Raw genomic sequence first — 13,368 nt, 5'->3', positions numbered from 1 at the left:
GATCCATGGGGGGTCGGTGGGGTCATGGAAGGCAGGAGCGTTTGTAGAGACGAGCCCACGCTCGGCTGGGTGCTGGAGCGTGCGGACCAACGGTCCGCACCTACCGAGAACAGGGAGCAGTCGAGCATGGCTCAACTCTACAAGGGCCAACCGACCGTCATATCGGTGCGCAGATCGGGGGGTTCCGGGCACCTGCCGGATCGGCGCCAATCCTGTGAAACCCTTGTCAGAACGTGATCCAGGACACCCCTGTCATGGTCGTAATACGGCTGTAACAAAAACATCATTTCATAGCCGCATCCGCCGACCACGTCGGCTCTTCCCCGCTATGGAGTGACCATGAAACTGCACTCGGCCGGCCTCGCCGCCCTTTCCCTGGCCATCGCCCTGGGCCTGTCGGCCTGCGGTGGCGACAAGCAGGCCGCGCAGCAGCCGGCTGCCGACGGCGCCGCCGCCCCGGCCGCTGCCGGTGCCAAGGTGACCGCCGAAGTGTCCGGCGCGGGCGCGTCCTTCATCTTCCCGCTGGTCTCCAAGTGGTCGGCTGACTACAACACCAGCACCGGCGCCAAGATCAACTACCAGTCGATCGGCTCCGGCGGCGGTATTGCCCAGATCAAGGCCGGCACCGTCGACTTCGGTTCCTCCGACAAGCCGCTGAGCAGCGAAGAGCTGGCCCAGGCCGGCCTGGCGCAGTTCCCGTCCGCCATCGGCGGCGTGGTGCCGGTGGTCAACATCGAAGGCCTGGAAGCCGGCAAGCTGCGCCTGAGCGGCGCCCTGCTGGCCGACATCTTCCTGGGCAAGGTCAAGACCTGGAACGACCCGGCCATCGTCGCCGCCAACCCGGGCGTGAAGCTGCCGGACGGCAAGATCACCCTGGTCCACCGTTCGGACGGTTCGGGCACCACCTTCAACTTCTCCAACTACCTGTCCAAGGTCAGCCCGGAGTGGAAGAGCAAGGTTGGCGAAGGCACCTCGGTGCAGTGGCCGGACGGCGTCGGTGGCAAGGGCAATGAAGGCGTCGCTTCCTACGTGAAGCAGATCAAGGGCTCGATCGGCTACGTCGAACTGGCTTACGCGCTGCAGAACGGCATGCCGTACACCGCCATGCAGAACGCGGCCGGCAACTGGGTCGAGCCGAGCGTGGAAACCTTCGCCGCCGCGGCCGCCAGCGCCGACTGGGCCAGCGCCAAGGACTTCAACCTGGTCATCACCAACGCTCCGGGCGAGCAGGCATGGCCGATCACCGCCACCAACTTCATGCTGATGCAGAAGAAGCCGAAGGACGCCAAGCGCAACCAGGACACCCTGGCCTTCTTCAAGTGGGCCTTCGAAAACGGCCAGGCGCAGGCCAACGAGCTGCACTACGTGCCGCTGCCGGCCGAACTGGTCAAGCAGATCGAGGCCTACTGGGCGACCGACCTGAAGTGATGGACACGACGGTGCCCGCCCCACGCGGGCACCGTTTCTTCCACGCCGTGCCGCCCCGCCCCTTCCTGGCCCTGCCGTCCCCATGAATTCCATCGCCCAGCCTGTAGCCGCCCCGTCCACGCGTGATGCGCGTGATGCCCGCAACGACAAACTGTTCCGATGGGTGCTGGTCGGCACCGTCATCTTCGTCCTGATCGCCCTGGCCTGCGCCGCGCTGTCGATGCTGTGGGGCGGCCGCCATGCCCTGCAGATGCAGGGCCTGAGCTTCTTCTTCTCCGCCGACTGGAATCCGGTCGAAAACAAGTTCGGTGCGCTCGCCCCGATCTACGGCACCCTGGTCACCGCCGTCATCGCGATGGTCATCGCCGTGCCGGTCAGCTTCGGCATCGCCTTCTTCCTCACCGAAGTCGCGCCGCGCTGGCTGCGTGGCCCGGTCGGTACCGCCATCGAACTGCTGGCCGGCATTCCCTCGATCATCTACGGCATGTGGGGCCTGTTCGTGCTGGTGCCGGTGATGACCGAGTACGTCACCCCGTTCCTCAACGAGACCCTGGGCGAATGGCCGATCATCGGCCCGATGTTCCAGGGCCCGCCGCTGGGCATCGGCATGCTCACCGCCGGTTTCGTGCTGGCCATCATGGTCATTCCGTTCATCTCCTCGGTGATGCGCGAAGTGTTCCTGACCGTGCCGACCCGCCTGAAGGAGTCGGCGTACGCGCTGGGCTCCACCAAGTGGGAAGTGAGCTGGGACATCGTCCTGCCCTACACCCGCTCGGCAGTGATCGGCGGCATCTTCCTCGGCCTCGGCCGCGCCCTGGGCGAGACGATGGCGGTGGCCTTCGTGATCGGCAACAGCGTGCGCCTGTCGCCGTCGCTGCTGGAGCCGGGCACCACCATCGCCGCGCTGATCGCCAACGATTTCGGCGAAGCCACTGAAACCTACCGTTCGGCCCTGCTGCTGCTCGGCTTCGTCCTCTTCATCGTCACCTTCGTGGTGCTGGCCATCGCCCGCCTGATGCTGATGCGCCTGTCCCGCAAGGAGGGCAACTGATGTCCACCACCGCTGATTCGTTGTACCTGCGCCGCCGCATCGGCAACGTCGTTGCGATCACCGCCTCCTGCGCCACCGCGCTGTTCGGCCTGTTCTTCCTGGGCTGGATCCTGTTCACCCTGGCCTCGAAAGGCCTGGCCGGCATCAACTGGGACCTGTTCACCAAGATGACGCCGCCGCCGATGCAGGACGGTGGCCTCGCCAACGCCTTCTTCGGCAGTGCCGTGATGTGTGCGCTGGCGATCGGCATCGGCACGCCGCTGGGCGTGCTGGCCGGTACCTGGCTGGCCGAGTACGGCAACGCCCGCAAGGCCGGCACCGTGGTCCGCTTCGTCAATGACATCCTGCTGTCGGCACCGTCGATCGTGCTGGGCCTGTTCGTCTACACCCTGTACGTGATGCAGACCGGCGGCAACTTCTCGGCGTTCGCCGGTGCCCTGTCGCTGGCCTTCATCGTACTGCCGGTGGTGGTGCGCACCACCGACGAGATGCTGCGGCTGGTGCCATCGCAGATGCGCGAAGCGGCCCTGTCGCTGGGCATCCCGCAGTGGAAGGTGATCGTGCAGGTGCTGTACCGCAGCGCGTCGGCCGGCATCATCACCGGCATCCTGCTGGCGCTGGCCCGCATCTCCGGCGAGACCGCTCCGCTGCTGTTCACCGCTTTCGGCAACCAGTACTGGAACAACAACATCTTCCAGCCGATGGCCTCGGTGCCGGTGGTGATGAACCAGTTCGCCGGCAGCCCGTATGAATCCTGGCAGGTGCTGGCCTGGGCCGGTGCCCTGGTGCTGACTGTCTTCGTGTTGCTGGTCAGCCTTGCCGCCCGCGGCATCCTGCTGCGCAACCGTATCTCCCATGACTGACCTTTCCGTGGACAACGCCATGAACGACCTTTCCAACGCCGTGCCGATGCAGCGCATCGCCGTGCCGTCCTCGCACGAGAGCCTGCACACGCCGTCGCCGGTGAAGCTGGCTGCGCGTGGACTGGACTTCTACTACGACAAGTTCCACGCCCTGAAGGGCATCAACCTGGAGATTCCGGAAAAGCGCGTGACCGCGCTGATCGGTCCCTCCGGTTGCGGCAAGTCGACCCTGCTGCGCATCTTCAACCGCATCTACGCGCTGTACCCGAAGCTGGAAGCGCGCGGTGAAGTGCTGCTGGACGGCGAGAACATCCTGTCGCCGAAGTACCCGATGAACCGCCTGCGCAGCAAGGTCGGCATGGTGTTCCAGAAGCCGGTGCCGTTCCCGATGACCATCTTCGAGAACGTGGCCTACGGCATCCGCCACCACGAGAAACTGAGCAAGGCCGACATGGCCGACCGCGTCGAGCAGGCACTGCGCCAGGGCGCACTGTGGGACGAAGTGAAGGACAAGCTGGGGCAGAGCGCGCTGGGCCTGTCCGGTGGCCAGCAGCAGCGCCTGTGCATCGCCCGTGCCGTGGCGCTGCGCCCGTCGGTGCTGCTGCTGGACGAGCCGACCTCGGCGCTGGATCCGATCTCGACCAGCCGCATCGAGCAGCTGGTGGAAGAGCTCAAGCACGAGTACACCATCGTCATCGTCACCCACAACATGCAGCAGGCCGCGCGCGTTTCCGACTACACCGCCTTCATGTACCTGGGCGACCTGATCGAGCACGACCGCACCGAAGTGATCTTCTCGCAGCCGTCGCAGCGGCAGACCGAGGACTACATCACCGGTCGCTTCGGCTGATCGACGCTGATCCTTCGCCACATGCCCCAGCCAGGCACGGCCTGGCTCTACCCGGATTGCAGACCATGAACCTTCCCAACGATCACATCGTCAAGAGCTACGACGAAGAGCAGCAGCGCCTGGTGGCCGAAATCGTGCGCATGGGCGAGATGGCCGTCGCCCAGCTCGAAGCGTCGATGGACGTGATCGAGAAGCGCGACGAGAACGCCGCCCATCGCATCATCGCCAACGACGAAGCCATTGATGCGCTGGAGCAGCAGATCAGCCATGACGTGATGCGCCTGGCCCTGCGCGGCCCGATGGCGCGCGACCTGCGCGAGATCCTCGCCGGCCTGCGCATCCCGGCCGACATCGAGCGTATCGGCGACTACGCGGCCAACGTCGCCAAGCGTTCGATCGCGCTGGGCAAGGTGCCGCCGCTGCCGCAGATCCAGGGCCTGCGTGCGCTGGGCCGCCTGGCCGCGCAGCAGGTCCGTCGTGCCATTGCCGCCTACCGCGACAACGACGCCGACGCCGCACTGGAACTGCGCGAGGACGACGCCCGCCTGGACGCGCAGTACACCGCGCTGTTCCGCGAGCTGCTGACCTACATGATGGAAGACCCACGCAACATCACCCCGTGCACGCACCTGCTGTTCATGGCCAAGAACCTGGAGCGCGTGGGCGACCACGCCACCAACATCGCCGAGAACGTATGGTTCCTGGTGCACGGGGAGCAGCCGCTGCCGCCGCGCGAGAAGCGCGACGAGACCTCCAGCACCGGCCAGCCCTGACGCTGCACTGCAACACCGGAGTTGACTCCAAGGTGGCCGCTGTCCTGGTGACAGCGGCCTTCTTTTTTGGCGTGTTCCACCCGCGTTGTGGGCGCCGGGCTTGCCCGGTGCGAACCTTCCGGATGCTTCTGTAACAAACCTCACGAAAATTTGAGTTCTTGGCGAGGATTCGTTGAGTAGGATCGCTGCACCATCGTTTCCACCGGCATCCCTGCCGGCCATCCGGGCACCCGCCCACACCACCCAGGAGCACGACCGATGAGCAGTTCCAACAAGACCCTGTCCCTGCTGACTGCTACCGCCCTGGCCGCCGGCCTGGGCATGACCGCCAGTGCCTCGGCCCTGAGCATGAGCGACCTCGCCCAGGGCTACCTGGTTGCCGGACAGGCAGCCAAGGCCAGTACCGACGCCAAGGCCGCCGACACCAAGATGGCCGCTGACGCGACCAAGCATGCCGAAGGCAAGTGTGGCGCCGACGGCAAGACCGCCGAAGGCAAGTGCGGCGCCGACAAGGGCAAGGCTGCCGGCGCTGCGGCAGGCGCCAAGGCCACGTCCGGCGACAAGAAGGCGGCCGAAGGCAAGTGTGGCGAAGGCAAGTGCGGTGGCAAGCACTGACGTCCGCGCCAGCGTCGTCAGCCCGCGGTCGCCGCTTCGTGCGGCGGCCGCCGGGTTGGGGCTGCGCCGGGCGCTGTTGCAGGAGCTGCGTGATGCACCGGCGGGCGACTTCGATTTCCTCGAATGCGCACCGGAGAACTGGATCCATGTGGGTGGTCCTGCCGGGGATGCACTGACCGAGCTGGCACAGCGCCATCCGCTGAGCTGCCACGGCCTGTCCCTGTCGCTGGGCGGCAGTGCGCCGCTGGATACCCGGCTGCTGGAACAGGTCGGCCAGTTCCTGGAAAAGCACCGCGTGCCGCTGTACAGCGAGCACCTGAGCTACTGCAGCGACGACGGCCACCTGTACGACCTGCTGCCGATTCCATTTACCGACGAAGCGGTGCGCCATACCGCCGCACGCATCGCCCGTGTGCAGGACCTGCTGGGTCGCCGCATCGCAGTGGAGAACGTGTCCTACTACCTGGCGCCGGAGCCGGCGATGGACGAGCTGGCCTTCACCAACGCCGTGCTCGCCGAGGCCGACTGCGACCTGCTGCTGGACGTCAACAACGTCTACGTCAACGCCTGCAACCACGGCTACGACGCCGACACCTTCATTGCCGGGCTGCCCGCAGAACGCATCGTCTGCCTGCACGTGGCCGGGCACCTGGACGAGGCACCGGACCTGAAGATCGATACCCATGGCAGTGCGGTGATCGACCCGGTCTGGGCGCTGCTGGCACGCACCTATGCGCGCATCGGCGCACGCCCCACCCTGCTTGAGCGCGATTTCAACTTCCCGCCCTACGCCGAACTGCAGGGCGAACTGCAGACCATCCGCCGCCTGCAGGCGACGCACGCCGGGGGCACACATGGCTGATGCTCCCGACACGCTGCGCGCGCAGCAGCACGCATTCACTGCCCATCTGCGTGATCCACAGGGCGTGCCGCCACCGGCCGGGCTGGAATCACGCCGGGTCGCAGCATACCAACGACTGCTGTTCAACAACCTGCTCGGCCTGTTGAGCAACGGCTTCCCGGTCTGCGTGCGCCTGCTCGGCGAGCCGGCCTGGAGCGGACTGGTGCGCCATTACTTCGCGACCCATCGCTGCCAGACACCGCTGTTCACCGAACTGGCCGCCGAATTCGTGCAGTGGCTGCAGGCGCAGCCACAGCTGCCGCATCCGGCGTTGGCCGAACTGGCCCACTACGAGTGGGTGGAAACCGCGCTGTACCAGCTGGATGCCGAACCGCTGCCGGCGCAGGACGACACCGACCCGCTGCGGGTGCCGCTGCAGCGCTCGCCGTTGGCATGGCCGCTGCTGTACCAGTGGCCGGTGCACCGGCTCGGTGCCGAGGACGCACCGACCGAGCCGCCGGCCGAGCCGACTGGCCTTCTGGTCCGCCGCGATGCCGACGGCGAGGTGCGATTCGCCACGCTCAGCCCTCTGGCGGTGTTCCTGCTGTCCAGCATCGGCGAACAGCCCGGCCTTGATGGTCAGGCCTACCTGCAGCGTCTGGCCGCCGCGCACGGCCTGGCCGAGGACGCGCTGGCCGGACCCGGCGCCGCGCTGCTGCGGCAGTTCCTGCAGGCCGGCGTGATCGGCCCGCTCACAGCCCCTCCCTGACACACCTCATTCGCGGAGACCCCCTGATGAACCTTCCGACCCTGGCCACCGCGCGTGGCCAGCTGGACCGTCTCGCCCCCTGGTTGGCCCCGCTCGGCCTGCGCCTGCTGCTGGCCTGGGAGTACTTCGAATCCGGCCGCGAGAAACTGCACGGCCAGAACTGGTTCGCCGACCTGCAGGATGCCTTTCCGTTCCCGTTCGATCAGCTGCCGAGCACGCTGAACTGGCAGCTGGCGACCTGGTTCGAACTGGTCGGCGCGGCCTGCCTGCTGTTGGGTTTCGGTACGCGTTTCGCCGCCGCCAGCCTGCTGGTATTGACCGTGGTGGCCACCTACGCCGTGCACTGGCCGATGCAATGGGACTCGCTGGGCGACCTCGCGATGGGCTATGCGATCACTGACCAGGGCTTCGGCAACTTCAAGCTGCCGGTGCTCTTTATGGCGATGCTGCTGCCACTGATCTTCAGCGGCGCCGGTAGGCTGAGCGTGGATGCGTGGTTGGCACGGTGGCAGCCATCGGGCACGCCTGCGCGGCCAGCAGTCCGGTAGATGCCGACCCTGGTCGGCGCGCATCGTGCCAACCCAGGTTGGCACCTACCGGAATCCTGGGCGCGCGGTGCACCGGTAGGTGTCGACCTTGGTCGACACGCTCCTGCGCAGGGAGCCCGTGCGTCACAGGCTGGCCGGGCGCTCGAGGCCGCTCTGCTAGAATTCACGCATGAATGACCCCACTCCCGCACCTGCCGCCGCCTCCGATTCCGCAATCCCCCAGGCGCAGCGCGCGATGTCACAACGATTCCGCGGCTTCCTGCCGGTGGTGGTGGACGTGGAAACCGGCGGCTTCGACAGCCAGCGCAACGCCCTGCTGGAAATCGCCGCGGTGCCGATCGAGATGGACGAGAACGGCCTGCTCTACCCCGGCCAGACCGCCAGTGCCCATGTGGTGCCGGCCGAGGGCCTGGAGATCGACCCGAAGTCGCTGGAAGTGACCGGCATCATCCTCGACCACCCGTTCCGGCTGGCCAAGGAAGAGAAGGCCGCACTGGACCACATCTTCACCCCGGTACGCGCGGCGATGAAGAAGTACGGCTGCCAGCGCGCGATCCTGGTCGGCCACAACGCCCATTTCGACCTGGGCTTCGTCAACGCCGCCGTGGCCCGGACCGGCCACAAGCGCAATCCGTTCCATCCGTTCAGCGTGTTCGACACCGTCACCCTGGCCGGCATCGCCTACGGGCAGACGGTGCTGGCGCGTGCAGCCACGGCCGCCGGGTTGGGCTGGGATGCGAACGAAGCACACAGCGCGGTGTATGACACCGAACAGACCGCACGATTGTTCTGCACCATCGCCAACGCCTGGCCGCGGTGAAGCGGCCAACGGCGGAGCCCCTCGTGGCGTGAAGCAAATCAGCGGTCGGGCCGGACAAGGTGGGTTCGCGGGGGACGCCGTGAACCCGCCCCTGGGGGCTTAGCCGCACTTCTCTGGTGGGTGCCGACCGTTGGTCGGCACCGCCGGTTGGTACGACAACACCAGTAGATCCACGCCATGCGTGGATGCGATCAACCAATACTCGTACGATCGCGGCCGTCGCTCTTGGCGCGGTACAGCGCGCGGTCGGCGCGCTGGTACAGCAGCGCCGGGGTGCGGTCATCGGCATCCAGTTCCACCAGGCCTGCGCTGAAGGTCACGCGCAGGCCCGCTACACCGGCCCAGTCGGGGTGGTCATGGAACAGGCCGCGCAGGCGCGCGCACAGCTGCGCGGCTTCTTCCAGGCGGGTGTCGTTGAGCAGCAGCGCGAACTCCTCGCCACCGGTACGCGCGGGCAGGTCCGAGTCGCGGCAGGCCGCGGCGATCAGCCTGGCCACCTGCACCAGCACCGCATCGCCGATGCTGTGGCTGTGGCGGTCGTTGACGTCCTTGAAGTGGTCGATGTCCAGCACCACCAGGCACAGCGGGTGGCCGCTGCGCTGTGAACGGGCGAAGTCGCGCGCCAGCGTTTCATCGAAGGCACGGCGATTGGCCAGCCCGGTCAGCGCATCCTCGCGTGCCTGCCGCTCAAAGGCCTCGGCCTGCCGTGCAAGGCGCTCGGCCAGCTCGGTCTTTTCCTGGTTCAGCGCCTGCAGGTGCACGGTCTTGGCCTGCAGGTCGAAGGTTGCCTCGTCCACGCGCCGTGCCAGGCGCAGGTTGCTGGCCTTCAGCTGCTGCAGCAGCAGGCGGTACAGCACCACCAGCCCAGCCAGCAGCAACAACCCGCCCAGCAGCTGCACGCTGCGGCGTTGCCACCAGAACGGCTCCACCGTGAAGCTCCACACGGCTTCCTGCTGGCCCCAGGCCCCGCCTGGATGCGCCGCCGACACGTGCAGGGTGTAGTCACCCGGAGGCAGGCCGACGAACTCGACGCTGCGCTGCGGGCCGCGCTCGACCCAGCCGGTGTCCAGGCCATCCAGCCGCGTGCGATAGCGGATCCGGTCCGACATCAGGTAACTCAGGCCCACATAGCTCACCGCCAGACGTCGGCCGCCGGGAATGTAGTTGCGATCCGGACCCTCCCAATGCACGGGTGCGCCATCCACCTGCACGCTCTCGATCGCTGCCGGCGGTGATGGGCGCTCGCGGAAGCGCTGCAGGCGTTGCGGGTCGACGGTGCTCAGGCCTCCGGCGGTGACCACCCAGAAGGTGCCGTCCTGGCGCAGGATGGCCGATGGCCCGGAGCTGCCGTTGGCCTGCGCGTTGGCCATGCCGTCGATCTCGTTGTAGCGCTCCACCACCACTCGTGGTGCGCGGCCATCGGCCACGGCATTGAGGGTCGCCATGTCGGTGCGCAGCACGCCGCGGTTGCTGCTGATCCACACGTTGCCAAGACGATCCGGCACCAGCTGGAACACCGCATCCACCAGCATGCCCTGCTCCAGGCCGACGCGCGCCAGCTTTCCGTCGAGCCAACGGTACAGGCCGCGGTCGCTGCTGATCCACATCGCGTCGCCCAGCTGGTGGAAACCGAACACACTGCGGCCCCCGCCCATCGGTGCCAGGTCGATCGACTGCACGTGGTCGCCACGCAGCACGCGGATGCCCTCGATGGTGCCGATCCACAGGTTGCCCTGGTGGTCATGCTCGAGTGCGGTGATGAGGCCACCGGGCATGCCCGGGGCAGTCGACACCTGCACCCGGTCGCCGTCGATGCGTACCACGCCCTTCTGCGTACCCGCCCAGACCCTGCCCTGCGGATCGACACTGATCGCGCGGATGTTGCCACCCGGCATGCCGTCGGCTGCCGCATAGTTGTGGCGGAGACTGCCATCGCGGTCCAGCCGGTAAACGCCGTCGCCGAACGTACCCACCCACAGGTCGCCGTCCGGCCCCTGCGCCAGACTCAACACCGATGGCGCCTTGCCGCCGCGGTTGTGCAGGGGAACCGCGCGGAAGCGGCCATCGGGTGTCTGCAGGTCGAGACCACTGGCACTACCGACCCACAACTGGCGGTCGCGGTCCTCCAGCACCGTGCGCACATAGTCGCCACTGAGGCCATCACGCTCGGTGTAGCTGCTGAACAGTGTTTCGCGCAGGCGGTACAGGCCACCGTTGGCCCCCACCCAGATGCTGCCTTCGGCATCCTCGCGCAGGCTGACCACGCGCCCGCCCGGCAGGTTCAGGCCGGCCGGCAATCGTTCCAGACCATGCGCCGAGATCCGCAGCAGGCCCTGGTTCTCGGTTCCCAGCCACAGGTCGCCGTGCCGGTCCTGCAGCATCGAGGTCATGTGCAGCTGTCCCGGCAGCCGGTGCACCAGCACCAGCTGATCGTCCTCCACGCGGTACAGGCGCTCGCCAGCGACGATCCACAGCGCGCCATCAGGAGCCCGGTACGGCCAGGACAGGCCGGTGCCGGCACCCAGGCCCCACGCCGCGGGCGCGCGCTTGAGCACGCCGTCGTTGTCGCGCAGCACCAGCCCGTCAAGCGTGCCAACCCAGACCCGGTCCTGCGCATCGACCACCAGCTTGGTGAAGCTCATCGCCATCGGCAGGTCGGCCGCCGGCGCCTGGTAGACGATGCCCTTGTCCGGCGTGAGATAGCCGATACCCTTGCCTTCGTACAGCAGCCACAGGCGCCCCTGGCTGTCCATCTGCATGGACTGGATCAGCACCTGCGGGGTGTCGGCCTGATGCTCCCAGACCCGCCACTGGCCGTCGTTGCCACGATGGCTGACGTTACCGCGCGAATCACTGATCCACAGCCCTCCCTGCCGATCGACCAGCAGTGCGCCGATGCCGTTGTCGCGCAGCCCCGGGCGGGTGCTGCGGTCGAACACGGTGAAATCCAGGCCGTTGTAGCGGACCAGGCCCTCCCAGGTGGCAAACCACAGGTGCCCCTCGGGAGTCTGCGCGATATCGCGCAGCGAGTTGTGCGGCAGGCCATTGCGCGAGGTCCACACGTCGATGGCGTAGTCGCGCAGCGGCGGCGCGCCCTCCTGCGCGGCCAGCGGCAGCGCCAGCACCAGCAACACCCACAGCAGACCGCGCTGCAGTGCCTGCCTGGCCTTCGAAACGCGGCGCTCCACCCAGCACCCGTTGTCCCCTGACCTGCCCATCAGCTCGGCGGCAGTGGCCGGTAACGGCTGCAGGGCATGGCAGCAAGCGGGAACGACCGGGCAACGCGGAACGGCGTGCCGTCAGGAACGGGTTGACTCATCGGGGAGAAACTGGGGAGATGAGCAGATGATAGGCCAAACCCTGGCCCCGGCGTCATCGCGTGCGTCCGGCGGGGCTCAGCCGGGCCGGCCAGGCGGCACCACCTGCGCACTGGCCGGCCACTGCACCACCGCCTGCAGACCGCCCTCGGCACGGTTGCGCAGCCACAGCCGCGCGCCATCCTTCTCGGCCAGGGCGCGCGCGATGGTCAGGCCCAGCCCGGCGCCGCCGGTTTCCCGCGAACGCGAGGTTTCCACCCGCACGAACGGGTCGAACACGGCCTCCAGCTGGTCTTCCGCCAGGCCCGGGCCATCGTCGGACACCATCGCCGTGATCGTGCCGCCGCTGCGTTCCACCCGCACGCGCACGCGGTGGGCATACATCACGGCGTTATCCACCAGGTTGGAGAACAGACGGTGCATGGCCAGCGGGCGCAACATCAGCACCGCACCGGTGCCGCCCTCGAAGACCACGTCGGCACCACCCTCTGCGGCGTCTTCCACGATGCTTTCCAGCAGCGAATCCAGATCCAGCGCGGCGCGCTGCTCGGCGCTCTCGGCACTGCGGGCCAGCTCCAGGCCTTCGCGCACCAGTGCCTGCATCGCCGCCAGATCGCCGATCAGGCGCTCGCGCAGCACCTCGTCGCTGACGTTCTCCAGGCGCAGGCGCAGGCGGGTCAACGGGGTCTGCAGGTCATGGGTGATCGCCGCCAGCATCTGCGTGCGTTCGGCCAGGTGCCGCTGCAGGCGGTGCTGCATGGCATTGAAGGCCTCGGCGGCGCGCTGCACCTCGCGCGGCCCGCGCAACGGCAGTGGATCGCGCTGCAGATCGTCGCCGAGATCCTCCGCGGCTGCCGCCAGCTCCTGCAGCGGCGCACTGGCCATGCGCGCAACGATATAGGCCAGCACGGCAATCGCCAGCACCAGCAGGGTCAGGAACCACGGGTCCACGGCCAGAATGCCGTTGTGGGCCACTGCTGGCGAATCCAGCGCCAGCTTCAGCAGCGTACCGTCGTTGAGCGTCACATCAACCGCGCGACACTTGGGCGGAATGAAGGCCGGATCGCGCTCACGCGGATGCCGTCGGTGCCCCGGCGGCGGTGGCGGCAGCAGATCCTGCAGCTTGGGAATGCAGGAACGGAACGAGGTGAAGTGCACATGCGCGCGCGACACCGGGCCGGGCCGGTCATCCAGGACTTCCATCAGTGCGGTATCCGCCCGCCCCAGGCGCGCGCCAGGCTGCAGCGCACGCACGCTGGGCCCACCGATCTCAAGCAGTCGCTCGCGCAGTTCGGGATTGCCATCGAGCAGGTTGACGTAGCCCTGCAGGCGGTCGGCGATGCGGTTCAGGTTCTGCCGCTCGAACTCCTGCTGGCGTTTGGAGGTGGCCAGCATGGTCGCGCCGATCGCAGCCACGCTCATGCCCAACAGCAGGATGACGAACAACCGCCCGACCATCGAGGACAGGAAATGGCGCAGGCGCTTCATGACGG

General features: G+C 67.6%; 12 protein-coding genes. 10 read left to right on the top strand and 2 right to left on the bottom strand.

Annotation, left to right across the window (positions count from 1 at the left end; all coding sequences use genetic code 11):
- The first annotated feature begins 339 nt into the window (after nt 1-339).
- From pstS to rnt, 10 genes are all read left to right on the top strand, one after another.
- The gene (gene pstS / locus AC5P9N_RS08470) at nt 340-1,428 is read left to right on the top strand and encodes a phosphate ABC transporter substrate-binding protein PstS (RefSeq protein ID WP_099485243.1); all 1,089 of its coding nucleotides are present in this window, start codon (nt 340-342) and stop codon (nt 1,426-1,428) included.
- 82 nt (nt 1,429-1,510) lie between these two features.
- Nucleotides 1,511-2,479, top strand: a complete 969-nt coding sequence (gene pstC, locus AC5P9N_RS08465) for a phosphate ABC transporter permease subunit PstC (RefSeq protein ID WP_005408790.1) — start codon at nt 1,511-1,513, stop codon at nt 2,477-2,479.
- Complete coding sequence (gene pstA, locus AC5P9N_RS08460) at nt 2,479-3,342, top strand: phosphate ABC transporter permease PstA (RefSeq protein WP_005408789.1); 864 nt, start codon at nt 2,479-2,481, stop codon at nt 3,340-3,342. The genes pstC and pstA overlap by 1 nt, the downstream gene beginning before the upstream one ends.
- A 19-nt stretch (nt 3,343-3,361) precedes the next feature.
- Nucleotides 3,362-4,192 carry a phosphate ABC transporter ATP-binding protein PstB gene (pstB, locus tag AC5P9N_RS08455; RefSeq protein WP_005408788.1) on the top strand — a complete coding sequence of 277 codons (831 nt, stop codon included), beginning with the start codon at nt 3,362-3,364 and terminating at the stop codon, nt 4,190-4,192.
- A 65-nt stretch (nt 4,193-4,257) separates the two neighbouring features.
- On the top strand, nt 4,258-4,965 hold the full coding sequence (gene phoU, locus AC5P9N_RS08450) for a phosphate signaling complex protein PhoU (RefSeq protein WP_005408787.1): 708 nt from the start codon (nt 4,258-4,260) through the stop codon (nt 4,963-4,965).
- A gap of 258 nt (nt 4,966-5,223) precedes the next feature.
- Nucleotides 5,224-5,580 carry an HvfA family oxazolone/thioamide-modified RiPP metallophore gene (locus AC5P9N_RS08445; RefSeq protein ID WP_005408786.1) on the top strand — a complete coding sequence of 119 codons (357 nt, stop codon included), beginning with the start codon at nt 5,224-5,226 and terminating at the stop codon, nt 5,578-5,580.
- Entirely contained in the window at nt 5,567-6,442 is an 876-nt protein-coding gene (locus AC5P9N_RS08440; protein WP_099485245.1) for an HvfB family MNIO-type RiPP peptide maturase, read from the top strand. The genes AC5P9N_RS08445 and AC5P9N_RS08440 overlap by 14 nt, the downstream gene beginning before the upstream one ends.
- Nucleotides 6,435-7,190 (top strand): HvfC family RiPP maturation protein, encoded by a 756-nt coding sequence (locus AC5P9N_RS08435; protein WP_099485246.1) that lies wholly within the window; start codon nt 6,435-6,437, stop codon nt 7,188-7,190. The genes AC5P9N_RS08440 and AC5P9N_RS08435 overlap by 8 nt, the downstream gene beginning before the upstream one ends.
- Before the next feature lie 26 nt (nt 7,191-7,216).
- Nucleotides 7,217-7,738 (top strand): HvfX family Cu-binding RiPP maturation protein, encoded by a 522-nt coding sequence (locus AC5P9N_RS08430; RefSeq protein ID WP_005408783.1) that lies wholly within the window; start codon nt 7,217-7,219, stop codon nt 7,736-7,738.
- A gap of 169 nt (nt 7,739-7,907) precedes the next feature.
- Complete coding sequence (gene rnt / locus AC5P9N_RS08425; protein WP_032965690.1) at nt 7,908-8,558, top strand: ribonuclease T; 651 nt, start codon at nt 7,908-7,910, stop codon at nt 8,556-8,558.
- A gap of 191 nt (nt 8,559-8,749) precedes the next feature.
- Here the strand turns inward: rnt and AC5P9N_RS08420 are convergent, their stop codons facing one another.
- On the bottom strand, nt 8,750-11,776 hold the full coding sequence (locus AC5P9N_RS08420) for a ligand-binding sensor domain-containing diguanylate cyclase (protein WP_099485247.1): 3,027 nt from the start codon (nt 11,774-11,776) through the stop codon (nt 8,750-8,752).
- Between the two features lie 177 nt (nt 11,777-11,953).
- Nucleotides 11,954-13,363 carry an ATP-binding protein gene (locus AC5P9N_RS08415; protein WP_099485248.1) on the bottom strand — a complete coding sequence of 470 codons (1,410 nt, stop codon included), beginning with the start codon at nt 13,361-13,363 and terminating at the stop codon, nt 11,954-11,956.
- Nucleotides 13,364-13,368 lie beyond the last annotated feature (5 nt).

Source organism: Stenotrophomonas sp. YJH_SMC_6 (assembly GCF_059371335.1).
The sequence above is the reverse complement of the archived record's forward strand: the minus strand, read 5'-3'. Positions and strand labels throughout refer to the sequence as shown.